The sequence below is a fragment of the Neobacillus niacini genome, from assembly GCF_019749295.1.
In the GTDB taxonomy this organism is placed as follows: Bacteria; Bacillota; Bacilli; order Bacillales; family Cytobacillaceae; genus Neobacillus; species Neobacillus niacini_D.
The window spans coordinates 172,245-195,676 of sequence record NZ_JACWFG010000006.1; the positions used below are offsets into that span (position 1 = coordinate 172,245).

Below are 23,432 nucleotides of genomic sequence, written 5' to 3' on the forward strand. Positions count from 1 at the left end.
AATTTTTTGCTTGTTTAACCTACACAAAAATGAATCAAAGTTCATTTACTATTGTAAAGGAGAGGATAAGTAATGGTAAAAATATCTTGGGATGCAGGACATGCTGGCTTTGGTGTTACACCTGGAAAACGTGCGCTTGACAACTCGATGTATGAATGGGACTTTAACGATGGTGTAGTTGACTATGCCATGGAAGCTCTTTCACATTACGAAAATGTCGAACAATTACGTGTAGACGACCCTTCTGGCAGAATAGATGTACCGTTATCTGAACGAGCTAACCGTGTTAATCAATGGGGTTCAAACCTTCATATTTCTGTACACGGTAATGCAGCAGCACCTTCAGCAAACGGAATTGAAACTTTCGTTCATCCTACTGCCTCAGCGCAAAATCGTGATATAGCTTTGCATATCCATAATTATGTAATTAACCGCACGAATCGGAGAAACCGTGGATTAAAAGAGGCGGATTTTCAGATTTTACGTGCTACAAATATGAATAGTCTGCTAATTGAAGGTGGTTTTATGACCAACCCGGGGGAATTAGCATTAATGAAAACAGTCAGTTACCGAGCTACAGTAGGTCGAGCTATTGCTGATGCAATTGTAACAAAGTTCAATTTGAGGAGAAGGAATGAAGTAGTAAATCAGCCTACAAACGTGATTCGTTATATTGACACTGGTGGTTATGCAGGACCAGCCTTGTTAGAAATTCATAATTATCTTGTAAAGACAGGGCATAACTATGATACTAAGCGTGGACCAGATGGTTCGATTTTATTTTTAGTGGGCCCATTTGATACAGGTATGGCAAATTACAAAGAAGCCACTGCCTCAATCTCAAAGTTTGATAGCAATATGAGGATACTGACTCGAGAACAAGCGGCAGCATGGAGGAGATAATTAATAAGTACCAATAGGCATATAGTGTAACAACGTATCACTGATCTATAATAGGAAAGCTTCACAGATAAACTCCGAGTCTAAAACACCGTTTTAGATTCTTTTCTTTTTTAGTCAAAATAAAAATGATTTCCTTTTTTTTACTAGACAATCCCCGTTTTCAAAATTACTTTTATGGACAAGATACTATCGAGGAGGGTCTGTATGCTGTTTTACACCTTGATAGTATGTTTTATCACTTCACTTCTTATAACTCCACTAATAAAAAAATTGGCCGTTTCTATAGGGGCAACTGACAAGCCGAACCAGCGCAAGGTTCATCAGTTTACCATGCCAAGGCTCGGAGGCTTGGCCATTTTTATTAGCTTTATTATTGGAATGCTAATTTTGAAACCTTTAAACCCAGCCTTCATCCCGATTATTATAGGCAGTTCCATTATTGTCATTACAGGAATCTGTGATGATTTATTTGAACTATCAGCTAAGTATAAGCTTATAGGTCAATTAGCTGCTGCCTTTATTGTTGTATTTTTAGGTGACCTTCAAGTGCTTTTTATTAATCTCCCCTTCGGAGGACATCTAGAATTTGGGTATTTAAGTATTCCATTTACCATTCTTTGGATTGTTGGTATTACAAATGCGATCAACTTGATTGACGGATTAGATGGGTTAGCAGCAGGGGTATCCTCCATTGCCTTAATAACTATTTCAGGAATGGCACTGATTCAGGGGAACCTGTTTGTTGTTGCAGTAGGAACGATTGTCTTAATGGGAACATTGGGCTTTTTATATTATAACTTCCATCCTGCAAGTATTTTCATGGGTGACACCGGGGCATTATTTTTGGGCTTTGTAATTTCAGTCCTTTCCTTACTCGGATATAAAAACGTAACGTTTATTTCCTTTATCATTCCGGTAATTATCCTCGGAGTTCCAATCTCAGATACTTTTTTTGCTATCATGCGAAGGATTATTAATAAACAACCGTTATCAGCTCCCGATAAATCACATTTGCATCATTGTCTGCTCAGGCTGGGTTACTCTCACAGGCAAACTGTACTCTTGATTTATGCAATGGCATCCTTTTTTGGACTTGTGGCTGTTATTTATTCACAGGCGAGAATCGGTGTTTCTATTTTCTTAATTTGTCTGATTATTTTATTAATGGAATTCATTGCTGAGAAAATTGGTTTGATGGGAAACAACTTTCATCCCTTACTAAAGATTTTGCGCATGTTTGGAATTACTGCCGCAAAAGACCGATCCTAAAAAAGTGACTGACTCAAAATGGCACAAGGTGTGGCATTTGAGTCAGTCACTTTTTGCTAGAGTAAAACTTCCAAGTATGTCGTTTCCCCTTTTTTAAGTCCAGCCTGTCCGTTTGTAAGTTCAGTTAACCATTCGATAAACACACTCACTTGGTTCTCATTTACATATACTTCAACTTCAACAATATCAAGGTAATGAATTTCCTTTATGATATATTCTGACTCCCTGAGCTCTTTTTCAACTTTCCCAAGCCAAGTATAATCAATCTTCACATGTATGGTCTGGACCAGTCTTCTTTCAACAATTCCAGCTGTTTCTATACCTTCTGAAGTCGCCTTCCCGTAGGCGCGAATTAAACCTCCTGCTCCTAACTTAATCCCGCCAAAGTAGCGGGTAATTACGACGACGGTATCTTTAAGTTTCTTTTTTTTCAAAACTTCGAGAATGGGTACTCCTGCAGTCCCGCTGGGTTCTCCGTCATCACTGGCTTTTTGGATATGATCATGTTCACCAATTATATAAGCAGAACAATTATGAGCAGCATCCCAATACTTTTTCTTTAGGTATTGGATAAATTCCTGCGCTTCGAGTTCCGTCTCTGCTCTTTTAATATGGGCAATAAATCTCGACTTTTGGATAATTATCTCATGCTCTCCTACCTCTGGCCTAACCGTAAAATACTGAGACAGCATATATTTTCCCTCCATAGCATTATTCCAATAATATAAAAAAAACATTGGTGTAATATAACTTTAATATACAAGTAAATTTCCCGTGTTATAATAAATAATGGTTAAATGGTGTTAACCCTATTTTCTTAAAATAGTAGTTTTGTTAACAAACATTATACTACTTATGAACTAGAAAGTTGGGAAAATTTTTGTTTAATGCTTAGATATAGTAAAATGTTCCAATACGCGTTAAACTAGTAAAAAGGAATCTCTGGAGGAGAGCATGGCGAAAATTCAGAAGATTAATGTGAAATCAATTGATGAAATTCGAGAAGAGATGATTGAAACCGTCACTAGCAGTAAAAGTGACATCTTTCAGATAAGTGAGCAATGCCGAAAAGACTACGATAATATGACAAGTGAGTTAAGAACCATTAGAGATATGATGGTGAAACTGAATGCAGAAGAAGAGCGCCTTGAAGAACAGGTGCTTAAGGCTAGATTAACACTATCCGAGCTAAGTATGAATTTTAAAGCATATTCCGAAGCTGAGGTTAGAGAAGCATACGAAAAGGCCCATCAATTGCAGATGGACTTGTCCATTAATTGGCAATATAAAAAACAGCTGTTGGATAAACGGGCAGACCTTGAACGCAGGCTGCTGGGGCTGGATGAAACGATTGACCGTGCAGACCAGCTGATTTCACAGATTTCTGTTGTCATGAATTACCTTATGAGTGATTTAAAGCTTATGGGTGAGGAATTACAGAATGCTAAAGCAAAACAGGATTTTGGGCTGAAAATTATTGAGGCCCAAGAGGAAGAAAGAAAAAGGCTTTCTAGAGATATTCATGACGGTCCAGCACAAATGCTTGCCAATGTCATTATGAGATCTGATTTAGTGGATCGTGTCTATCGTGAACAAGGACCTGAAGAGGCTTTCAAAGAAATTGGCAGTTTCAAAAAGATGGTCCGCGCCGCTCTTTATGAGGTTCGAAGAATTATCTATGACCTTCGCCCGATGGCGCTTGATGATTTAGGCCTAGTCCCTACCCTCAGAAAATATTTACAAACAATCGAAGAATATCATAACAAGTCGAGAATTGAGTTAATAAACATTGGTTTAGAACGCAGGCTTCCTGCTAAATATGAAGTGGCACTATTCCGATTGATCCAAGAATCTGTGCAAAATGCGTTGAAGCATGCCGATGCCTGTGAAATAAAAGTTAGGCTCGAAATGACAAAGAATGAGCTAACCGTCTTAATCAAGGATAATGGGTCAGGTTTTGATACGACTCAGAAAAAACCCGAGTCATTCGGGATTATCGGAATGAGGGAACGGGTAGAGCTGTTAGAAGGAAATATTACGTTTGAATCTAAAATTGGAAAAGGAACCGCAGTTTTTATTGTTGTTCCATTACCGGCTTAAACTAAATTAAATGATTTTATTGCGGAGCAGGAGGGGAAATAAATGATGACTAAGATTGCAATTATCGACGACCATCAGCTATTTAGAGAAGGGGTAAAACGAATTCTAGAATTCGAAAAGGCATTTCAAGTGGTTGCTGAAGGAGATGACGGCAGTGACGCTGTAACGATTGTTAATGCCTATAAACCAGATGTAGTGATTATGGATATTAATATGCCTCAGGTGAACGGAATAGAGGCCACACGTGAATTGTCTGAGAAGTTCCCAGATACTAAAATTATTATCTTATCTATTCATGATGATGAAAATTATGTAACGCATGCACTTCAAACAGGTGCAAGAGGTTATTTATTAAAGGAAATGGACGCAGATGCACTTATTGAGGCTGTCCGCGTCGTAGCAGAAGGCGGATGCTACTTGCATCCGAAAGTGACTCATAACCTAGTAAACGAATACCGAAAGCTGACAGCAGGGCGTACAGGCGGAGGTGCCTTCGTTCAAACACTTGAGCTTCGTCGTCCGTTACATCTGTTAACGCGCCGCGAATGTGAAGTTCTGCAAATGCTGGCAGATGGTAAGAGTAACCGCGGTATTGGGGAAGCTTTATTTATCAGTGAAAAAACGGTGAAAAACCATGTAAGTAACATCTTACAAAAAATGAACGTTAACGACCGTACGCAAGCTGTTGTAGTTGCTATTAAAAACGGATGGGTAGAAGTTCGATAAATAATAATGATTAACATGAGGGCACGCTCTAGAAATGGGCGTGCCCTCGTTTTTTGTAAAAAAATGCATTTTGCATGTTTTTCATATAAAATAGAAAAAAACATATATTTAAGGATGGTTCCAATTATGAAAACGGCCGTTGTTACGGATAGTACAGCATACATACCTAAAGAATTACGCGATAAATGGAATATACATATGATCCCTTTAAATGTCATCTTTGGCAGTGAGGCATATCAGGAAGAAGTAGATATTACTGCAGGACAATTTTATCAACAAGTAAAGGAAAAAGAACTGCCCACCACCTCACAGCCTCCAATAGGCCAGTTTGTAGAGTTGTTTGAACAATTTTCTAAAGATTATGAGGCGGTCATTAGTATTCATCTCTCCAGTGGGATAAGCGGGACCTTTGCTGGTGCTGTTACTGCTAGCACCATGGCAGAAAGTATTAAAGTCTACCCTTTTGATTCCGAAATCAGCTGTATGCCTCAAGGATTCTATGCCATTGAAGCTGCGAAAATGGCTCAAGATGGTGTGGAAGCAAGGGAGATCATGTCACGCCTTGAGGAATTGAAAAAAACAGCACGTGCCTATTTTATGGTGGACGACCTGTCACATTTGCAGCGAGGCGGCCGTCTTTCCAGTGCGCAAGCGATTATCGGCAGCCTGCTTCAGGTGAAACCACTTCTTCACTTTGAAAACAAAGTCATTGTCCCATTTGAAAAAATCCGTACAAGAAAAAAAGCAATGAAACGGATTGTCGACCTGTTAGGTGAAGATGCTTCAGGCGGAGCTCCCTATCAGGCTGCTATCATTCATGCTAACCGTGAGGAAGAAGCAGTGGAATGGAAGTCTGAGCTCGAAAGCATGTATCCCAATGTAGAATTCTCAATCAGCTACTTCGGCCCCGTTATCGGCACTCATCTAGGAGAAGGTGCCATGGGACTAGGATGGATGAAAAAATAATGAATGTAGAAGCCAGGCGAACGGTTGCCCTGGCTTTTTGATAATACAATAAACTTCTGCTGCTTTATGAAAATATTATTCGACATTTTGCAGGAATATTGACAGTTCATGTTGAAAACTCTTAGAAAGGAGTGGTATTCAATGACAAAGAATGGAGGCTATTTTTGTGCGTTTCCATGTAAAGGATGATTGTTTATTTCCGGTTCGAGATAAAGAAAAAGAGACAACCATACCAATTTCACAAATTCCAATTATTCCACAACCAACACTCAATCTAAATTTCGTCTTCAACCCAGACCTACAATTACTTCTGACAGGCAAACAGCTCATTCTGGATGATCTCCCTTTTACTCTTGAAGAAATTCAAAAACATTATGAAAATGGTTATGTTACCTACCGAAAAGGAATTGAATATATCAGAGGTCTACCTGTTTGTTCTCGATGTGGGAACAAGGAAGAAAACTGGTTTGCTCAGTTTCCCTGCTCGCGGTGCGGAGAAATCTGCCTTTACTGCCGCAAATGCTTGATGATGGGAAGAATCAGTGCCTGTACTCCTTTAATTGGCTGGAATGGACCCAATCCTGTTCACACATTACCTGAAAGTATCCTTGGATGGAAAGGCAGGTTATCGGATGGGCAGCAAGCAGCTTCCAACGATGTAGTCGAAGCGGTGAATAACAATAAGGAACTGCTTGTTTGGGCAGTGTGTGGTGCAGGGAAAACGGAGGTTCTCTTCGCAGCCATTGAATCGGCACTTGCTTTGAAAAAAAGAGTCTGTATTGCCACGCCGCGAACCGATGTTGTCCTTGAACTTACTCCAAGATTAAAAGCAGCGTTTCCAGGAATTACGGCTGCCTCTTTATATGGCGGCAGTGAGGAGCGCCATCTTTATGCCCCGCTTACAATTGCTACTACCCATCAGCTCCTCCGCTTTTATCATGCCTTCGATACGGTAATTTTGGATGAGGTTGATGCTTTTCCTTATACAGTCGAGGAATCACTTCAATATGCCGCTGTGCAGGCGAGAAGACCTGAATCAGCCATGATTTACCTAACGGCGACTCCGAATGAAAAATGGCAAAGGGAGTGCAGGACAGGAAAAAGGGCTTTTACCACGATCCCGGCCAGATTCCATCGTCATCCGCTTCCGGTACCTCGCTTTACCTGGTGTGGCAACTGGCAAAAGCATTTAAAAAAAGACAAACTCCCTGCTAATGTTCTTCATTGGATTAAAGAGAGAATCCAGAACCATAAGCAAGCATTAGTGTTTTTCCCTCACATTCCCTTAATGGAAAAAGCTCTACCCATCCTGAGGCAATTGTCCCCCGACATTGAGGCTGTTCATGCCGAAGACCCAGACCGTAAGGAAAAAGTCCAAAAAATGAGGAACAAAGAAATTCCCTTATTACTAACCACTACGATTTTAGAACGAGGAGTTACATTTCCCAATATTGATGTTGCTGTTATTGGTGCAGAGGATGATATTTTCACCGATAGTGCCCTTGTCCAAATTTCAGGAAGAGCTGGACGGAGCAAGGATTATCCCGACGGTATTGTGACGTTTTTTCATTATGGAAAGACAGAGGCGATGCTAAAGGCAAGAAAACAAATCACTGTCATGAATCATGAAGGAATCCGAAGGGGGCTTATTGAAACATGAAACTTTTCCCCAACGCACATTGTCTGATTTGCCATGAAATCATTTTGAATCCAATCGGATGGGGCGCTATTTTCTCGGAAGAAAAAGAACAGTTTCTTTGTAAAACCTGTGAGATAAGGTTTGAAAAAATTGAGGGAGAAACCTGCCAAATTTGCGGCCGTATGCTTAGTTATCTTGATGAAAACTTCCGTAAAGGGGAACTATGTAACGACTGTATAAGGTGGGAGGAGGACGACCAATGGAGTGGTTATCTTGAACGTAACCATTCTATATTTATTTACAATGATTTTTTCAAGGAGGTACTGGCAACATATAAATTTCGGGGAGATTATGTTCTTGCAAAAATATTCGCAGATTATTTAAAAGTCTTTTTGAAAAAAATAAAGCCTGATATGATTGTTCCGATTCCATTGAGTGACGAGCGGCTTTATGAGAGGGGATTTAATCAAGCAGAAGCACTGATAATTGAATCAGGTTTTGCACCAACACAGCTTCTGACCAGAGTACACTCGGAAAAACAATCAAAAAAGTCCAGAATGGAGAGAATTCATATTCCACAGGTTTTTCAAGTTAACCCAGTTGAAATAAAAGGAAAGGCCATCCTGCTAATTGATGATATTTATACAACGGGATCCACTCTTAGGCACGCTGCCAAGCTATTAAAGGAATCGGGAGCGGAAAGGATTCAATCCTTAACGCTCGCACGATAACTATGTTAATATTTCATTTTCAAGGCCTTTTGGGCATTTTCGATATCTAACCCCAGCAGTCTGCCTAAATCATAGGAAGGATAAAGCCCATTTTTGTACATATAATTAAATATTCTTTCATGTCCCTTTATGCCAGCATTGATTTGCTTGGTAAGTACAGTTCTTAAAGCTGGTGTTGCGGTTTCGGTAATCGCTACAGCTAAGTTGCGGACTAATGCTTTGGAAAGGCTTAATAGGTCACCAGCATAGAAGCCGACATCTTCACGATAATCTTCGTCTTCCTCTCTATCTTGGTAAACAGGAGCAGATGGATAAAATTTCAGTAACTCAGTGAGGTTATGTTCAAGTTCATGAATACACTTATTGTAGATTTGTTTAAGTTCAGGGTCGGGTACCTTTTTATAGGCCAATTTTACTTTCATCAACCCTACCGATTGAAATGCAACGAGTTCATGAAGTTCTAATGTTTCATGCCATGCAAGTGTTTTTCTTTCCTGATGTTCCATTGGTCAGCCTCCATTCGCTTTTTACCTATGTAGGCTATTCATAAGAGATAAAAGTGGTAATTTGTCCCTGAACATTATAGACTAAAGATGTAAGGACGATTTAAAAGTCAGTAAAGGTCTAGAAAGTGGTTCTCACTATTTCCCCTGTGTTTTTGTCAAAATTTCGACAAAATTTTTGTTCTGATTTAGCAGGAGAATCATAGGGTAAAATAGAAATGTATCTACATAGGAATATAAAGGAGGAGTCCACAAATGAATTATAACGTTCGTGGTGAAAACATTGAGGTAACTCCAGCAATCAGAGATTACGTTGAGAAGAAAATTTCAAAATTGGAACGATATTTCACAGAAGCACCTGAAGCAAAGGTAAATGTGAATTTAAGATTCAATCAAGATAAAACTTCTAAAGTAGAGGTAACCATTCCCCTGCCAAATCTAGTTCTTCGAGCAGAAGAAACCAATGTAGATATGTATGCTGGCATTGACTTGATTTCAGACAAGCTTGAGCGTCAAATCCGCAAGCATAAAACAAAGGTTAATCGTAAATTCCGTGAAAAGGGTGATTTCCCAATTACGTTTGCAACTTCTGAAAATACAGAAGCGGCTGATCAGGATGAGGATGATTTAGAACTTGTCCGCACAAAGCGCTTTGACCTTAAGCCTATGGACAGCGAAGAAGCAATTCTGCAAATGAACCTGTTAGGACACAGCTTCTACGTGTTCAATAACGCTGACACTAACCGCACAAATGTAGTTTACAAGCGTAAAGATGGCCGATACGGCTTAATCGAAACTCACTAATCATACACAAACGCAGTCCTGAGCATTCGGGGCTGCGTTTTTCTGAAAAAAACTTTAAGAGGGTGGTAGTAGATATGACATTTTCAATCGTAGGATTTGATCCCATTGAAAAAGAATGGGGAATTGCCGTTCAGTCTAAATTCTTAGGGGTAGGTGCGGTGGTTCCTTGGGCAAAGGCAGGAGCAGGAGCGGTGGCAACACAATCCTATGCCAATACAGCATACGGTCCAAAAGCATTGGAATTAATGGAACAGGGCAAATCTGCACAGGAAACACTTGAACTGCTGCTAGCGGAAGACCCAGACAGAGAGATGCGCCAAGTAGGGCTGATTGATGCCACAGGAACTCCAGCTACTTTCACAGGCAAAGCGTGCTATGATTGGGCAGGAGGGGTGACAGGCACCCATTTTGCTGCACAGGGTAATATTTTGGTAGACGAGGAAACTGTACAAGCAATGGCACGAATATTTACAGAAAGTGACGGAACTCTCGCTGACAAGCTCCTGGCTGCTTTAGATGCGGGTCAAGAAGCCGGAGGCGATAGCAGGGGGAAGCAGTCGGCAGCGCTATATATCGTGAAAGGAAAAGGTGGTTACGGTGGTTTTAATGACCGCTATATAGATTTAAGAGTTGATGACCATCACGATCCAATAAAAGAATTGATTAGGATTTACCAGCTGCAGCAATTATATTTTGCTCCTTCCAAGCCTGAACGAATCGTTCCGATAGAAGGAGGAGTTAAAAATGATTTAATTCATCAACTAACAAGATTGTCCTATCTTAGCAGCGAGCCACAAAACAATGATGAGATAGTCAAAGCACTAACAGCTTATATTCACACAGAAAATTTTGAAATGAGGGAACAGCGTTCCGGGTTCATTGACCTAGAGGTTCTCGAATTTATGAAAAAATCATAATTATTCTTACTTCCTTCTAATCCCTTAGAAGGATTTTTTTATGTTTTAAATAGTAATATTGACCAGTAATTGAAATATAGTATAGTAGTTCCAAAATTTTTTTCTTAGGGGGAGAAAAAAAGTGGGGAAAGCATATTTAAAAATAGCAACGGTGTATTTCTCTATTGGGGTTTTGGCAGGTCTGACAATGGGAATTATCCATGATTTCCGTTTTACCTCGGTACATGCCCATGTTAACTTGCTCGGCTGGGTCACAATGGCATTGTTTGGAATCATTTATCACTTATATCCAAATGCAGCAAATACAAAACTAGCAAAGACGCAATTTTGGCTGCACAATATTGGTGTGCCAGTAATGTTAGGCGGGATTGCACTTCAAGTATTGGGAGTTTCCGCAGCGCTGCCACCAACCATAATCGGTTCAATAGCGGTCGTACTTGGTGTTATCTTATTTATGGTCAATGTATTTAAACATGTAGGAAAAGCATAGCAGCTTAGTAATCTATAAACTAAAAATACACACATGATTTCTCCTCTGAAATCATGTGTGTATTTTTATTACCAATCATATTCGCCTTCTTTCATTACATCTGTTTTTGAAAAGTAAAGGGACATGTACTGTTTGATGAAGGTCTGTGACACTTCATTCAAAAAGCCTGCCGCATAGGTTGTATCCTGTGTCTGCCATTTTCCGTTTATCTTAATTTCATTCCAGGCATGACCCTCACCAAAAACTACTTTTGCTTCAATTCCAGCGGCACGATGGAGGGCAGCATTCAGTCTTGAGTAACCCATGCACATTGCCAGCTTAGAATTCAGCACCTCAATTGCATCAGGATGTTCCAGATAAAAATTTTTATTACTATAAAATGTCTCAACATCGTAGGTAATATTTTGGGCAACCCAAGTAAAGATTGCCTTCGACTTTTCTAGGTTACTATAAAGACCAGCGGTTAATTCATTTGCTAGTTTTATTATTTGCTGGTCTTCGCTCGGAATAGGCTGACTAGGCAGGAGATATGGGCTGCCTTCAACCATTTCAATCAAGGTATTCGCAAAAGCATTTCGGTAGGGGCTGATATCTGATCTGACTACACTTATTTTAGAGGTAAAGGGTCCAACAAAATTGATGGTAGTAGGCAATACCCCTAATAGAATAACGATTATTATAAGAAGAAATGAAACTTTCTTCAACCCTCTTAACCTCCCAATCCTTAAATAGAATATATACCTAATAGTAATTATAATTTTCTAATAATTCAAATAAAAAACTTTAAAGTGAAATATTTACGTATATTAGTAACTTATTTGTCAAAAATGGTACTATTTAATTGATGATATAAAGATACATAGAGGAAGAGAGGGCGAGTGCTGATGACAGAGAATATAGGTCGGAATGAACCTTGTCCATGTGGGAGTGGAAAAAAGTATAAAAAATGCTGCGGCGCCAAGGAAGCGGTATCGATTACCCATGTAATTGAAAACGAAATCAATGATTTACAGACAAAGCTGCTTCATTTTGCGCTGAATCATTATGAGGATGAAATATTTACTGGTTTTGAAGAATACCAGGATTACTTTGATATTGAAGAGGATGAGCGGGAGTTTTACGAATTTGTTTACACAATATGGTACTCCCTATTTACCAAATTGGATGATGGGAGAACCATTTTAGAACACTTTATTTCTTCAGAGGTTGGGAAAATTAAACGCCCGAAAATGAAACATATCCTTCAATCTTGGGTAGATGCAAGAACGATAGCAGGTGAAATTATTCAAGTTGAGAATAATTCACTCATTGTGGTTGATGGACTTTCAACTGAAAAAATTGAGGCAATCGCACCAAATACACAAAGGTCGTTTGATGTTGGATCATTTTTTATTGGATTCCTTCTTCCATATGGCCAAAAATATGTCTTTTTTCCGGGACCGTTTGATTTGTCGGAACTGCCGCTCACACAGGGTATTGATTACATAAAACAAAAGAGCCTTATCGCCGATATTCAGTCCCCTCAGGAGTTTTTAACTGAGTTTTTTATGGAAGTAATGAAAGATCTCACTACGGTTGGCGGTATGGTTGACATTGATAGCATGGAGTGGGAAAAGCCAATATATAAGGAAGTGGCGGAGCTATTAAAGAGTAACTTGGAGTCACTGGGTGAAATGCCCTCAACGGCAGATATAGGAATTATTCTATGGTATAAGTTTTGTGAAAAAAAACAAAAAAATATTCGAAAGCCAAATCTATATGCAGCTTCTATGCATTATTTACTCTCGTTGTTTACTCATATGGTTTCCCCGCTTACTCAAAAGGAAACGGCTAAATTGTATGGTATATCTACAGGCTCCCTTTCCTCCACATACGCTGAACTGGATGACGAATTAGAGGAGGATATAAAAGCCATTATTGAAATGCATTATGAAGTAGAAAGTGAAAACCAATTAAAGGCGATGCCATATCCTTCCATGCAGGGACCACTGCCGACAGAACAAGCGCTGCAAGAAGTATTGGCGGAGATTCAAAGTGGGGATTTTGGATCTGTTGATGAAATAAATGATTTTTTGAATAAAAAGCTTTTATCCCCAACTCCTAAAATGGAACCGAAAACGAACAAAGGGCGTGCGCAGCAATTGGTATACGATGCGATGAAAGAAACTGGACCCTTTTATCGGAGGAAACTTGCGCACGAAGCACTTTCGGTAGATCCAAATTGTGTAGACGCTTATGTGATTCTAGCAGATGTTGCTAATACTGATGAGGAAGCAATGATGTTTTCCAAAAAAGGTATGGAGATTGGGGAAAAGGAGCTTGGAAAATCCTTTTTTAAAGATAACAAAGGTCATTTCTGGGGCATGCTCGAAACAAGACCATATATGCGTGCAAAAGCAGCCTATGCGGATGCAGTCCATCAATTAGGAAATACCATGGCAGCGATACGTGAATACGAACAGCTTCTGGAATTAAATCCAAATGATAACCAAGGTATTCGGTATGTCTTGTTTGGAGCGTACTTAGAAGAAGGTAAATGGGATGCAGCAGCCCGCTTGTTGAAAAGGTATGAAGAGGAGACAGCAACCGGGCTGTATAACAAGCTGTTACTTGAATTATTTGAAAATGGTTTTACGGCAAATGCAGCGAAGTTATTAAAGGAAGCGAAAAGAGCTAACCCTTATGTCATCCCATACCTTTCAGGTAAAAAGAAGATTCCCATGTACCGGCCAGAAGGGTTTCGAGTGGGAGATGAGAGTGAAGCCATTATCTATGCAGATGACAATTTTCAATTATGGAATAAGATAGAGGGACTGCAGAAATGGTTGAAGAAACAATAGTCGAGAGGGAAGCCTCTCGACTTTTTTTGTGGATGGAGTGACCGAAACCTAATTACCTAAAGCCTTTGGGTAACTGATTGGGTTTGATGACCACTTAGTGAGATTTTCGGCATTAAGGGGAATCAAAGAAATGCTTTGATTACCGCTATGCAGCATTTTTACCTTTGAAGGGAATCAAAAACATGTTTTGGTTACCGCTATCCATCATATACACTCTTGAAGGGAATCAAAGTCATCCTTTGGTTACCGCTGCCCAGTATTTTCGCCTTTTAAGGGAATCAAAGCCCATACTGCCACCCAGTATAGAAGGAGACAAGTATATTCAATTAAACTAATAAAAAAGGACCGGCAATTAGCCGGCCCCCTCTAACTTCTTTTATTTCCCTGCTCCATGGCAGTTCTTGTATTTCTTTCCGCTTCCACAGTAACATGGATCATTGCGGCCGATCTCGATTTGGTTTACTTTTGGTTTTTTCTTAACAGGTTCTCCATCGTCTTTCGGATTAACAGCCTGTCCTTTTGCGACTTCCTGACGCTCAAGATTATTTCTGATCTCAGCCTTCATGATATACATGGACGCTTCTTCTTCAATCGAGAGAACCATCGCTTCAAACATCGCGAATCCTTCATGCTGATATTCACGGAGAGGGTCAATCTGTCCATATGCACGTAAATGAATACCCTGACGAAGCTGATCCATCGCATCAATATGATCAATCCATTTGCTATCAACCGCACGAAGCGTTACTACTTTTTCAAATTCGCGCATTTGCTCTGGAGAAAGGATTTGTTCTTTTTCGCTGTAACGTTCCTTCACCTTTGCAAAAATGGCTTCAGTCATTTCTTCTGGGTCCTTACCGCGTAATTGCTCAACTGTAATGTCGCCTTCATGAAGTAGATTTGCATTTACATAATCGATAATACCCTGTAAGTTCCATTCTTCTTCATCCTCATGCTTATTCGCATGTGCCTCAACATTTCGCTGGATAGTAGAATGAATCATTCTTTCAACGATTTCACGAAGGTTTTCTGATCCTAACACTTCATCACGCTGAGTATAAATAATTTCACGCTGCTGGCGAAGTACATCGTCATATTGTAAGAGCTGCTTACGGGCGTCAAAGTTGTTGCCCTCTACACGTTTTTGTGCAGATTCAACCGCTCTTGAAACCATTTTACTTTGAATTGGCTGCGTATCATCCATACCAAGTCGTTCCATCATCGCTTTCATGTTGTCTGAACCGAATCGGCGCATAAGTTCATCTTCCATAGACAGATAGAACTGAGTTACCCCTGGGTCCCCTTGACGTCCAGAACGCCCGCGCAGCTGATTATCAATCCGTCGGCTTTCGTGACGCTCTGTACCAATAACAGCAAGACCACCTAAGTCAATAACACCTTCACCAAGCTTAATGTCGGTACCACGGCCTGCCATATTCGTCGCAATCGTAACGGATCCCCGATGCCCTGCAGTAGCAATAATTTCTGCTTCACGTTCATGGTTTTTTGCGTTCAAGACATTATGTTTGATTCCCTTTTTCAATAAATATTTAGAGATAAGCTCTGATGTTTCAATCGCGACCGTACCAACAAGTACAGGCTGACCTTTTTGATTACGCTGGGCAATATCCTCGACCACTGCACGGAATTTACCATCCATAGAGGCATAAATTAAATCAGGGCGGTCATCACGGGCAATGGGTCTGTTAGTTGGAATCACGATTACATTCATATTATAAATATTGCGGAATTCCTCTTCTTCCGTTTTCGCGGTACCAGTCATACCAGCAAGCTTTTCGTACATACGGAAGTAGTTTTGGAAGGTAATCGTCGCCATGGTCATGCTTTCATTTTGAACTTCCAAACCTTCTTTAGCTTCAATTGCCTGGTGCAAACCTTCACTATATCGACGGCCCTTCATCAAACGGCCAGTAAACTGGTCAACGATCACGATCTCACCATCTTGAACCACATAATCAACATCTAAGTGCATGCTGACATTTGCCTTTAAGGCTTGGTTGATATGATGGTTTAATGTCACATGCGAAATATCAAACAGATTCTCGATTCCAAAAGCACGTTCTGCTTTACTGATTCCTTCCTCTGTCAGCATAACGCCTTTTGTTTTTTCATCATAGGTGTAGTCTTGATCTCTTGTCAGTGTACCTACGAAAGCATTCGCTTGAATATAAAGAACGGCAGACTTTTGAGCAGAACCTGAGATAATCAACGGTGTACGCGCTTCATCGATTAAAATCGAGTCTACTTCGTCAATAACAGCATAATAGAGTGGACGCTGTACTTTTTGTTCCTTATAAAGGACCATGTTATCACGCAAATAATCAAACCCAAACTCATTGTTTGTACCGTATGTAATATCACATGCATACGCTTCTTGTTTTTCTTCCTTAGACATGCTGTTTAAATTCAGTCCAACACTTAATCCAAGGAATTGGTAAAGTTGTCCCATTTCGTTAGCGTCACGGCTTGCCAAGTATTCGTTTACCGTAATTACGTGTACACCTTTTCCTGAGAGAGCATTCAAATAAACCGGCATGGTAGCGGTTAACGTTTTACCTTCCCCCGTTTTCATTTCAGAAATGTTTCCTTCATGGAGAGAAATACCCCCCATTAACTGAACTTTATATGGATACAAGCCTAGCACACGTCGAGCCCCTTCACGAACAACCGCAAAGGCTTCAACAAGCAAATCATCAAGTGTTTCACCTTTTTGATAGCGAAGCTTAAACTCTTCTGTTTTTTCACGGAGCTGGTCATCGCTTAATTTTTCCGTTTCAGCAGCCAGAGCCTCAATTTGATTTGCCATTTTGTCCAGCCGTTTCAGCTCGCGTTTATTAAGATCGAACACTTTATTTAAAATCCCCATCATATGATGAAACGCTCCTTTATAACTAATTTATCCTACTAAATAAATTCGCTTTAAATTACAGAAATTCCTATCAATAATATTCGATAAATATCCTTTATATCTTACCACTTCCATTTTAGAGTGACAACATTGTTACCGTTTTAGCCATATTTACAAAAAATGAATCCCTGATGACTATTCGTCTAGCAAAATCATCTATTTTGAAATTGTCAAACTTTTGTATACAACTAGTAGTTACGCATTCATGATAGATATGCATATTTACTGTATATTAATATATTTATTTGTATAAAAATTAATTTAAGTGAAGGTTTCTACCGTGCGTATATTGTTAATTAAATGCTTAATTATCAATGTTTTTATGTTGTTATTAGGGAGAAAGTCTCGCAGCTTTACTATGAAAAAATATTCACAAATTGTACATTGGAAAATACTTTTGCAATGTTAGATACTACCATTAGAGAGGTTAACTTAAAAAATATAGAGAGATAAAAATTTTAAATGGGAAGGGTGAGTCATGTGGCTTTTTGGGGGAAGAAAAAGAATAAAGAAATAGATTCCGAAACTAGAGAGAATAAAAAGAAGCCTGGATTATTTCGCAGACTCTGGCAGAAATTGAAAAACATAGACTGGAAGGATCCAGTTACAAGATGGAAAGCCTTATTTGTCGCCCTAATAGGGTCTATTGTCATTTTTGGGGGAGGTTATGGTGTTATCTCCTTCACTAACAATCCGACATTCTGTGCAAGTTGTCATGAGATGGCCCCAGAGGTAACAACCTTTACAGCAAGTGCACACAGTGAAATAACCTGCGTACAGTGCCACATCAAACCGGGTTTTGTCAACATGATGACACATAAAGTGATTTCTTTAAAAGAGGTATACCACCACGTAATGGGTATACCGGAACAAATTGTTCAAACTGAACATGAAGCGGTTTCCGATGAAAACTGTTTACAGTGTCATTCTAAGAACCGTCTTGTAACCGCATCAAAAGACTTAATAGTTAACCACAAAGGACATATCGAAGAAGGAGTTCCATGTATCAGCTGTCACTCTGGGGTAGCGCATGCGAAAATCGCAGCTCGTGGTATCAATACAGAGGAAGTTCGCGGCCATTGGACAGATGATGTTGCACAGCAAATGATGGAACAAAAATATCTAGCACCAAACATGGGTACTTGTATTGACTGTCACGATAAAGTAAATAACGGCGAAAAGCCATGGAAAGACGTAGCTTATCTTGTGCCGCCAAATCCAGAGCATCTGGAAGAAGCAGCGAAAGAAGAAGCAAAGAGTACTACTAGCGAAGTAAAGCATGACGCAACAACTGAAGGAGAGGCTGCAGAGGCAGTTGCAGCACATGATGAAAAAACACAAGCGATTATCTTAGACGCAGTTGGAAAGCAAACAAAAGATGTTAAGCTTTCTATGGCATGTGAAACTTGTCATCAACGAGTGAAAGTTCCAGAAAATCACCGAGTGGAAAACTGGAATGGAAATCACGGCGGTACAGCCCTTCAAGAGCTAGACACATGTGTAGACTGTCACCAAGATTCAAAATGGATAAGAGATATTCCAAAGGAAGACCTAGTGTCCATGCTTAAAATGGCTGAAGTTAAAGAGGAAGATAAAGAACACAAATATACAGCAAATATGACTGTTGTAAGAGAGCAAGCGCGTATTAATAAATTCTGCAGCGCTTGTCATAGTGAACGCCCAGAAAGCCATGCAAAGAGTAACCAATGGTTAGTAGGCCACGCGAATAACGCGTTATCACCAGAAGAAAAAGAAGAATGCTTTGTATGTCACGATCGACAGGAACCAAAAGCTGGTTCGACCGAACTAAAAGCACCGACTGATGTTTATTGTGAATATTGCCATAGAACTGGTTTTAAGGATGATGAGAAAAAATAAAGTCTTGTTGTTTATTAGGAGGGAAAGTGAATGGAAGAAGAACATATAGAACAGACCTCCCCTCCCCGGAAAAGCTATAAATTATTTAAATATTTAACAGTAGCAGTAATGTTTATCGTTGTATTCTTCTCATTGGGCTTAATAGGAGTTGAAACTACCTCTAGTCAGGAGTTCTGCTCCTCCTGCCATGAGATGAAACCACAGTACTATACATTGAAGGCATCGAGTCATAGTGAGGTTGATTGTGTCAGTTGTCATATTGACCCAGGAGCTAAAAATTATGCAAAAGCGCAGGTAAACGGTGTAGTTGAATTGTATAAAAAGCAAACAGACACTTATCTAGCGCCGATCAAAATGCCAACCTTAATACCAGATGAAGCCTGTGAAAGATGTCATAACATGAAGAGCCGTGACGTAACTCCTTCCGGGGATATAATCATCCCGCATGACAAGCATAAGACAGAAGAAATCGAGTGTGTTCAATGTCATAGTGGTACTGCACACGGGGAAATTTCGGACCGAAAGATGACCTACAAGAGTGACTATGGAAAATGGAACCACAAATTAGGTGCCTCAGTCATGAGTGACAGCAAGTACATTCGTCCGCAAATGGACACATGTATGGAATGTCATAAAGCTAGGAAGGTAACAACCGAATGTACAGCATGTCATGAATCTACCATGGTGCCGGATGATCACAAAACTGAGCAATTTAAAGCAGGCGATCACGGGAAAATCAAGCCTTCAGAGCTAGAAACTTGTGAGAAGTGTCATTCTTATATGTCCTCTGAGGAATATGATTTATTCAAACAAGACCCGTCCTATACGAAGTATTTGAATAATGAAGAAACCGATACAACAAACGTAACGGTGAATGCATACGCAAAAACGAATACATTCTGTAAAGAATGTCATGGCGAGCGGCCAAAAAGCCATCAAATAACTTCTTTCATGTCAAAACATGGTGAGTTATCAAAAGACACGAGTAAGTGTTTTACCTGTCATGAGAATCGGATTACCAGTGATGCTCCGGTAACCAAGGTCCAATGTTCTTCCTGTCATACAAGGTCTCACAAAGAAAATTGGAAGAGCAAACACCCAGTAAAACTTGCAGATAATCAAAAGTTTGAAAAAACATGCCTAAAATGCCATGTTGAAACAACATGTACAAAATGTCATAGACCAGATAGTAATGGAAAAGCCAAGAAGTAATTTCCGAGAGGGGATTTAATATGGAAGCAGCAAAAGCACCTCAGGAAGTTGAGGGAAGAACAACCAAAAAGAAACCCAAGACATTTAAAAAGTTAACCAGTTTTCTATTATTATTCTTCACATTAGTCTTTTCAGTAGGCACTGGATATGCTCTCGGTCACTTTTATTTTTGGAATGATGTTGATATGAAAAGAGTGAATGAGCAGCTGACGTATTACAAGGAAGAGGTTAGAAAAGATCCTTCCAATCTACAAAATCGTATTGTACTAGGATACACCTATTTCTTAAAGGGTGATAATGAAAAGGCGATTAAAGAGTTTGATTATGTTTTAGAGCAAGATAAAAACTATTATGATGCTCATTACAACTTAGGTTTAGTATTTTTATCAGAAGAACGCTATAACGAAGCCTTGATTGAATTCGAAAAGACGGTAAACATCGCGCCTAAGGATTATAAGGGCCATGTTCAGATGGGAATCGCCTATCGAGGTTTAGAAGAATATGAAAAGGCGACAAAGGCACTTGAACAAGCAAACAAATTAGCTCCAACCAATTCTGACATTATCTATCAAATTGGAATGGTGGCTGAAGCAAAAGGTGAATATAGTGACGCGATTGCTATTTACAAGGATGCTCTAGCCTATGATCCATTATATCAAGATGCAGTCGATGCACTAGATAGACTAAAAGATAAAGACACAAAGGCTGAAGGTGAATAACAATGAAAAGACGTAATGTATATATCGGAATGGCACTCATTGCTATAGCCACGGCAACTGTCTTCACCTTACTTTTTATGAATAATACAAAAGCAGTTGATACTGGCTTATTAAAGGTTCTTGATCCAAATGGAGCACCGAGCCATAGCCAATCGCTTACTGGGGATTTCAATAAACCAATGGAAAAACCAATGGATGTAGCAGTAAATAATTCTTTTACCTATGTTACCGATACAAATAATAAACGTGTTCTTGCCTACGATTCAGGCGGTAACCTTCTATTTGCGTTTGGGGAGGATGGGACCGGCGATGGACAATTCAAATTCCCATATGGGATTTCGGTTGATGAAAAGGGAAGAGTTTTTGTAGCAGATTTATATAATGGTAAAGTTTCAATTTTTGATGAAAAAGGCAAATTTATTGAATACTTTGCAACTGAAGCCAGCAAGGATGGAAAAATTTCAGCCCCGGCAGCTTTGCGAATTATTGATAAGAAGGTTTATGTAACGGATATTAAAACCAACAAAGCGTATGTCTTTGACATTACTGGGAAGCTGCTTCTAGAAGTTGGTAAGCCAGGAACGAACGATGGTGAATTTAACGCACCAAATGGTATCACTGTTGACGAGGAAGGAAACATTTATGTTGTTGATACCGGTAACCAGCGCGTTCAGATATTTGATAAGCAAGGTAAGTTTGTAAAAATTATTAATGGTTCTGAAAATGGCAAGGGAGAATCTGTTTTTGTTAATCCAAGAGGAATAGGCATCGACAGTACCGGCAAGATGTATGTTGTCAGCAACCTAACTCATATGGTATATGGATTTGATAAAGAAGGCAAAAAAATCTTCCAAATGGGCGGCATGGGTGAGCAGAATGGACAATTCTATCTACCTAATGGATTATTTATCGACAGCAAGGACAATGTTTATATTACTGATACTTTAAACCTCAGGGTACAGGTATTTAATTAATCTAGTCAAAAAAGGTAATCACTTTTATTCCTTACATTTAAGGGGGTGGTTTAGAAAAAGATACTGCTAAAGATGTATTCATAGATTAATTTATTAAAAAAACAGAGAGAAAAAAAGAGAGATTTATTTGGGAGGTTTAAAGAATGAGAAAGTTTAGTTTAAGCTTTTTATTTGCAATAATGCTGTTCGGTATGTTTGCGATAGCAGCATCTGCAGAAGGACCAGATCCAGCTAATAATAATGGGGATCCTGATCACAATGCAGAAATAATTACCACGGATGTTGGCGGCGTGTTGGAGAACGCCAATAATACTGCTGATGGTGTTGACACAAATGATGGTACTGCCAAAGGTAATGTAATTAAAAATTTACAAGGTCATAAGACTCACACTTCTTACCAAAATAACACAAACTCTTGTGCAAGCTGTCACCAAACACATACATCACAAGGTGATCAGTTACTATTTGCTGATAGTGTTTACCAAACATGTACTGCTTGTCATGATGGTACTTTAGGATTTTTAAACGTATTTGCTGATGGTTCAAAAGCTTCAATGGAAGGTGCAGGTACATTTGGTGGTTCTCACGGAGAATCTATGCACATGGCAAACGATACTATTAAAATCTCTGCAGCACCAGGTGGAAATCCAGTTGATACTTCAAAAAATAGAGGAACACAATGGGGTGAAAACTTTAACTGTGCTAGCTGTCACGCTCCACACGGATCTTACTCTGACCGTTTACTTCAATACAATCCAAACGGAATTGGGTCATTGCCAGCTTCTCAAGGTGGTAACCAGTTAGAAAACGTTCCTGTAGTTGATAGTTTAACAGGACAAACTGCGCCTGTATTATTATTACGTACAGAAGCTGCAGTTGCTGATGAAAATGGTCATAAACAAGTAACTGTTGCTCAATATAACAAAGGTACTAATGGATATACAAAGTCTACCGCTCCTTGGTTATATGGTTATGACAACCGTACGAATGGTCTAACTTACTGGTCACGTTTAGTTAAAGCAGATGGTACCATCGCTGCTTATGGTTCAACTGCTGGTGTTTATTTCTCTTACGACCATGCTGAAGCATATTCTACTACTACTGCGGGTGCTGACGCACTAAAAACAGCTGGTAAAGGTTTCATCGCTCGTCCAGTTGTTGTTCAAATGGCTCAAACAGGAGATCATGGTACAACTGTACAAAGCGCTTTCTTCTCAGGTGCTCCTCTTGCTCAATTTGGTGGTAAAACTGAACAAGAAATGAAAGACCTTGGCTATACAGTAGGAACTGACGCAGATAAAACAGTTAAAAACGTTGGGGTCCAAATGTCTAAGTTTTGTGCTGCTTGTCATACTGACTACCTGCAAGCTAACTCTGATGGTGCAAAATCTCACTTCGGTGAAGAAACTACTGCATACCGTCACAGCACAAACAGCGATAGCTACACTTGCGTACGCTGTCACTACAGTCACGGTACTACTGCAGAAATCATGGTTGATTCTTTAGGCCGTACAATTGCCGATTTACAAAACCCTACTATTATGGCTAAAACAAATGAACAAGTTAAAACTCCAAGTGAAGCTCTTACTTACATGACTGATAATAATGCGTCTTCTGCACTTAAGAAGTTTACTAACATGTCTGTATGTTGGGCTTGTCACAACAGCTCACACGCTGAAACAATCAAGAATGCTGAGCGTCGTGCCGATCATCCGATCGGAATGCCAGCTGGCCGATAATAAAAAAAAGCTAACAATTAGCTGCAACTAATTATTAGCTCAAAATTAAATGTTCGGAAAATAGGGTGTTATGCTATTGCATAGCACCTTATT

20 protein-coding genes are annotated in these 23,432 nt (G+C 39.5%); 16 read left to right on the plus strand and 4 right to left on the minus strand.

The window, feature by feature from the left end; genetic code table 11:
* The first annotated feature begins 72 nt into the window (after positions 1–72).
* Both H0184_RS10700 and H0184_RS10705 read left to right on the plus strand, forming a co-directional pair.
* On the plus strand, positions 73–903 hold the full coding sequence (locus H0184_RS10700) for an N-acetylmuramoyl-L-alanine amidase (RefSeq protein ID WP_221824262.1): 831 nt from the start codon (positions 73–75) through the stop codon (positions 901–903).
* A 204-nt stretch (positions 904–1,107) separates the two neighbouring features.
* Positions 1,108–2,172 carry a glycosyltransferase family 4 protein gene (locus H0184_RS10705; protein ID WP_221824264.1) on the plus strand — a complete coding sequence of 355 codons (1,065 nt, stop codon included), beginning with the start codon at positions 1,108–1,110 and terminating at the stop codon, positions 2,170–2,172.
* Between the two features lie 56 nt (positions 2,173–2,228).
* On the opposite strand, the gene H0184_RS10710 is transcribed toward H0184_RS10705, so the two are convergent.
* Positions 2,229–2,864, minus strand: coding sequence for a YigZ family protein (locus H0184_RS10710; RefSeq protein ID WP_221824267.1), 636 nt, complete (start codon positions 2,862–2,864; stop codon positions 2,229–2,231).
* Positions 2,865–3,126: 262 nt separating this feature from the next.
* Here H0184_RS10710 and H0184_RS10715 point away from each other — a divergent pair, with 262 nt between their 5' ends.
* From H0184_RS10715 to H0184_RS10735, 5 genes are all read left to right on the plus strand, one after another.
* Positions 3,127–4,272, plus strand: coding sequence for a sensor histidine kinase (locus tag H0184_RS10715; RefSeq protein ID WP_221824269.1), 1,146 nt, complete (start codon positions 3,127–3,129; stop codon positions 4,270–4,272).
* Positions 4,273–4,314: 42 nt separating this feature from the next.
* Complete coding sequence (locus H0184_RS10720; protein WP_463674758.1) at positions 4,315–4,998, plus strand: response regulator; 684 nt, start codon at positions 4,315–4,317, stop codon at positions 4,996–4,998.
* Positions 4,999–5,124: 126 nt separating this feature from the next.
* A complete protein-coding gene (locus H0184_RS10725; RefSeq protein WP_221824271.1) occupies positions 5,125–5,964 on the plus strand; it encodes a DegV family protein in 840 nt (279 codons plus the stop codon).
* 166 nt (positions 5,965–6,130) lie between these two features.
* Positions 6,131–7,624, plus strand: coding sequence for an ATP-dependent helicase ComFA (locus H0184_RS10730; RefSeq protein WP_313771749.1), 1,494 nt, complete (start codon positions 6,131–6,133; stop codon positions 7,622–7,624).
* Positions 7,621–8,334 (plus strand): ComF family protein, encoded by a 714-nt coding sequence (locus H0184_RS10735; RefSeq protein WP_221824275.1) that lies wholly within the window; start codon positions 7,621–7,623, stop codon positions 8,332–8,334. Before H0184_RS10730 ends, H0184_RS10735 begins: the two co-directional genes overlap by 4 nt.
* Before the next feature lie 5 nt (positions 8,335–8,339).
* Here the strand turns inward: H0184_RS10735 and H0184_RS10740 are convergent, their stop codons facing one another.
* On the minus strand, positions 8,340–8,840 hold the full coding sequence (locus H0184_RS10740; RefSeq protein WP_221824277.1) for a spore coat protein: 501 nt from the start codon (positions 8,838–8,840) through the stop codon (positions 8,340–8,342).
* A gap of 252 nt (positions 8,841–9,092) precedes the next feature.
* On the opposite strand from H0184_RS10740, the gene hpf reads away from it, so the two are divergent.
* From hpf to H0184_RS10755, 3 genes are all read left to right on the plus strand, one after another.
* Complete coding sequence (gene hpf, locus H0184_RS10745) at positions 9,093–9,641, plus strand: ribosome hibernation-promoting factor, HPF/YfiA family (protein ID WP_221824279.1); 549 nt, start codon at positions 9,093–9,095, stop codon at positions 9,639–9,641.
* 74 nt (positions 9,642–9,715) lie between these two features.
* Positions 9,716–10,558, plus strand: a complete 843-nt coding sequence (locus H0184_RS10750) for a DUF1028 domain-containing protein (protein WP_221824281.1) — start codon at positions 9,716–9,718, stop codon at positions 10,556–10,558.
* Positions 10,559–10,679: 121 nt separating this feature from the next.
* On the plus strand, positions 10,680–11,048 hold the full coding sequence (locus tag H0184_RS10755) for a cbb3-type cytochrome c oxidase subunit I (protein WP_221824283.1): 369 nt from the start codon (positions 10,680–10,682) through the stop codon (positions 11,046–11,048).
* 68 nt (positions 11,049–11,116) lie between these two features.
* Here H0184_RS10755 and H0184_RS10760 read toward each other — a convergent pair whose 3' ends face one another.
* The gene (locus tag H0184_RS10760) at positions 11,117–11,752 is read right to left on the minus strand and encodes a transglutaminase domain-containing protein (protein WP_221824284.1); all 636 of its coding nucleotides are present in this window, start codon (positions 11,750–11,752) and stop codon (positions 11,117–11,119) included.
* Positions 11,753–11,932: 180 nt separating this feature from the next.
* Between H0184_RS10760 and H0184_RS10765 the strand changes: the two genes are divergently transcribed.
* Positions 11,933–13,888, plus strand: a complete 1,956-nt coding sequence (locus tag H0184_RS10765) for an SEC-C metal-binding domain-containing protein (protein WP_221824286.1) — start codon at positions 11,933–11,935, stop codon at positions 13,886–13,888.
* 376 nt (positions 13,889–14,264) lie between these two features.
* On the opposite strand, the gene secA is transcribed toward H0184_RS10765, so the two are convergent.
* Positions 14,265–16,778 (minus strand): preprotein translocase subunit SecA, encoded by a 2,514-nt coding sequence (secA, locus tag H0184_RS10770; protein ID WP_221824288.1) that lies wholly within the window; start codon positions 16,776–16,778, stop codon positions 14,265–14,267.
* Positions 16,779–17,297: 519 nt separating this feature from the next.
* Here secA and H0184_RS10775 point away from each other — a divergent pair.
* From H0184_RS10775 to H0184_RS10795, 5 genes are all read left to right on the plus strand, one after another.
* A complete protein-coding gene (locus H0184_RS10775) occupies positions 17,298–18,695 on the plus strand; it encodes a NapC/NirT family cytochrome c (RefSeq protein ID WP_221824290.1) in 1,398 nt (465 codons plus the stop codon).
* 30 nt (positions 18,696–18,725) lie between these two features.
* Positions 18,726–19,907: a cytochrome c3 family protein gene (locus H0184_RS10780; protein WP_221824292.1), complete on the plus strand. Its 1,182-nt coding sequence runs from the start codon at positions 18,726–18,728 to the stop codon at positions 19,905–19,907.
* 20 nt (positions 19,908–19,927) lie between these two features.
* Entirely contained in the window at positions 19,928–20,626 is a 699-nt protein-coding gene (locus H0184_RS10785; protein ID WP_221824294.1) for a tetratricopeptide repeat protein, read from the plus strand.
* A 2-nt stretch (positions 20,627–20,628) separates the two neighbouring features.
* Positions 20,629–21,600, plus strand: a complete 972-nt coding sequence (locus H0184_RS10790; RefSeq protein ID WP_221824296.1) for a 6-bladed beta-propeller — start codon at positions 20,629–20,631, stop codon at positions 21,598–21,600.
* 143 nt (positions 21,601–21,743) lie between these two features.
* Complete coding sequence (locus H0184_RS10795; RefSeq protein ID WP_221824297.1) at positions 21,744–23,339, plus strand: cytochrome c3 family protein; 1,596 nt, start codon at positions 21,744–21,746, stop codon at positions 23,337–23,339.
* The last annotated feature ends 93 nt before the right edge of the window (positions 23,340–23,432 follow it).

What these genes read in the sequence shown, in the direction of transcription:
- H0184_RS10735 (WP_221824275.1), top strand. Translation starts at nt 7,621, where the DNA reads ATGAAACTTTTCCCCAACGCACATTGTCTGATTTGCCATGAAATCATT.
- H0184_RS10740 (WP_221824277.1), bottom strand. Translation starts at nt 8,840, where the DNA reads ATGGAACATCAGGAAAGAAAAACACTTGCATGGCATGAAACATTAGAA.
- H0184_RS10750 (WP_221824281.1), top strand. Translation starts at nt 9,716, where the DNA reads ATGACATTTTCAATCGTAGGATTTGATCCCATTGAAAAAGAATGGGGA.
- H0184_RS10790 (WP_221824296.1), top strand. Translation starts at nt 20,629, where the DNA reads ATGAAAAGACGTAATGTATATATCGGAATGGCACTCATTGCTATAGCC.
- H0184_RS10705 (WP_221824264.1), top strand. Translation starts at nt 1,108, where the DNA reads ATGCTGTTTTACACCTTGATAGTATGTTTTATCACTTCACTTCTTATA.
- H0184_RS10765 (WP_221824286.1), top strand. Translation starts at nt 11,933, where the DNA reads ATGACAGAGAATATAGGTCGGAATGAACCTTGTCCATGTGGGAGTGGA.
- H0184_RS10715 (WP_221824269.1), top strand. Translation starts at nt 3,127, where the DNA reads ATGGCGAAAATTCAGAAGATTAATGTGAAATCAATTGATGAAATTCGA.
- H0184_RS10795 (WP_221824297.1), top strand. Translation starts at nt 21,744, where the DNA reads ATGAGAAAGTTTAGTTTAAGCTTTTTATTTGCAATAATGCTGTTCGGT.
- secA (WP_221824288.1), bottom strand. Translation starts at nt 16,778, where the DNA reads ATGATGGGGATTTTAAATAAAGTGTTCGATCTTAATAAACGCGAGCTG.
- H0184_RS10710 (WP_221824267.1), bottom strand. Translation starts at nt 2,864, where the DNA reads ATGCTGTCTCAGTATTTTACGGTTAGGCCAGAGGTAGGAGAGCATGAG.
- H0184_RS10700 (WP_221824262.1), top strand. Translation starts at nt 73, where the DNA reads ATGGTAAAAATATCTTGGGATGCAGGACATGCTGGCTTTGGTGTTACA.
- H0184_RS10725 (WP_221824271.1), top strand. Translation starts at nt 5,125, where the DNA reads ATGAAAACGGCCGTTGTTACGGATAGTACAGCATACATACCTAAAGAA.
- H0184_RS10785 (WP_221824294.1), top strand. Translation starts at nt 19,928, where the DNA reads ATGGAAGCAGCAAAAGCACCTCAGGAAGTTGAGGGAAGAACAACCAAA.
- hpf (WP_221824279.1), top strand. Translation starts at nt 9,093, where the DNA reads ATGAATTATAACGTTCGTGGTGAAAACATTGAGGTAACTCCAGCAATC.
- H0184_RS10780 (WP_221824292.1), top strand. Translation starts at nt 18,726, where the DNA reads ATGGAAGAAGAACATATAGAACAGACCTCCCCTCCCCGGAAAAGCTAT.
- H0184_RS10720 (WP_463674758.1), top strand. Translation starts at nt 4,315, where the DNA reads ATGATGACTAAGATTGCAATTATCGACGACCATCAGCTATTTAGAGAA.